This window comes from Clostridium peptidivorans (assembly GCF_900205925.1).
Taxonomy (GTDB): domain Bacteria; phylum Bacillota; class Clostridia; order Clostridiales; family Clostridiaceae; genus Clostridium_AK; species Clostridium_AK peptidivorans.
The window spans coordinates 1-1,465 of the sequence record NZ_OAOD01000049.1 but is presented as its reverse complement, the minus strand read 5'-3'; the positions used below and the strand labels follow the sequence as shown (position 1 = coordinate 1,465).

The window sequence follows — 1,465 nt, the reverse complement described above, 5'->3', positions numbered from 1 at the left end:
AAATGTACCCTTTGTCAAGGACACAATAAAAAAGACTAAGCGGTTTTAAGGAGATGATCCCTGTATTGTACAGGGGTCATTTTGTTTAGTCCCCACTGATACCTATAATTGTTATAGTAAGTCATATATTCGTCTATCTCTTGTTCAAGTTCACACAGTGATTGACAAGGTTTTATATAAGCCTCATCTTTGAAGTGCCCAAAGAAGGACTCCTGCGGAGCATTATCCCAGCAGTTGCCTCGTCTGGACATAGATTGATATAGATTATAGCTTTTAACTAAGGCTTGAAAAACAGGGCTCGTATAGTGAGAGCCTTGATCTGAGTGGATAAATGCATCCTTCGCCAAGCCGACTTGTCTGTTGTTTGCTAACTTATGTACTGTATCGGTTGCTATATCCAAGGTCAGCCTATCGGAAAGATGATATGCTAGAATTTCATTAGTAGAGCCATCCTTAACCGTGGATAAGTATGCTTTTCTGCCATTGCCGTAAAACAAGTAAGTTATGTCTGTAAGTAGTACCTTTCCAGGTATATTCTGCTTAAACTGTCTATTTAGCAAGTTAGGAAGCACTGTGTGCTCCTGTGTAGCCTTCATCATTCTTCTATAGGGATTTGATTTTCTTATAGGGCAAACAATGTCATATTTCTTCATAATCCTTCGGATGCGCTTCAAGTTGTATATGATTCCAAATTGACCTTGTAGAGTCATCTTAATTTGTCTAGCACCTTTCTTGCGCCTTTTGAAGTTAAACGCTTTCAGTATAATGTCCCTAACTGACTCATCTTTCACATCGCGTTTTTCCCTTGTCTTCTGCGATTTTAATGAGAAATAGTTATAGTATCCAGAACGTGATACTTTTGAAATCTTACACAAGTAACTGATCATATTCTTTAGCTTATTCTTTATAACTATTGCTCTGATAAGTTGAAATTTCTGCTCTGCAACTAATCTTACTTCTTCCTTACCATCCTCCTTTCTAACATATCGAGTTTTTTTAACAGTTCATTCTCAGCTTTCAATAACTTGTTTTGAGCCATTAGATGTTCATACTTCTCTTCTAAGGTGAGATCCTTTTCCCTAGGTCTTCCAGAGTTCTCTATTCGAGTGTCTTGAAGCCCAAGTATCCCATCTTCTCTATATGTAGCCCGCCACCTTTTACCACATGATCTCACTCGATCTAACCCTAAAATATCTAGGTCAAAACCACATTCTTTGAATATTACTGTTGGAAATTTCCCCTTTTCATTTTCAGCTATGAAAAGACGCTTAAATTCATCAGTATATGTTATACCTTTTACACTAACGTGCTTAACATATTTGTTACTAGACAATATTTCTATCTCATCTTGTGTAAATATCTTATTACTCATTAAACCCACCCATTTCTTTATTTACTCTATTATAGATAAAATACCCTACCGGGTAGACTTTTTTCAAGTGTCTATCCGATAGGGTACATTTTA

Annotated in this window: 1 protein-coding gene; it reads right to left on the bottom strand. The window is 36.5% G+C overall.

Annotation, left to right across the window (positions count from 1 at the left end; all coding sequences use genetic code 11):
- Window positions 1–35 precede the first annotated feature (35 nt).
- A protein-coding gene (locus CRN98_RS17235) for an IS3 family transposase (RefSeq protein WP_097028638.1) occupies window positions 36–1,372 on the bottom strand; the annotation gives its coding sequence in 2 pieces (ribosomal slippage) (window positions 36–991 and window positions 991–1,372; 1,338 coding nt in all).
- Between the last annotated feature and the right edge of the window lie 93 nt (window positions 1,373–1,465).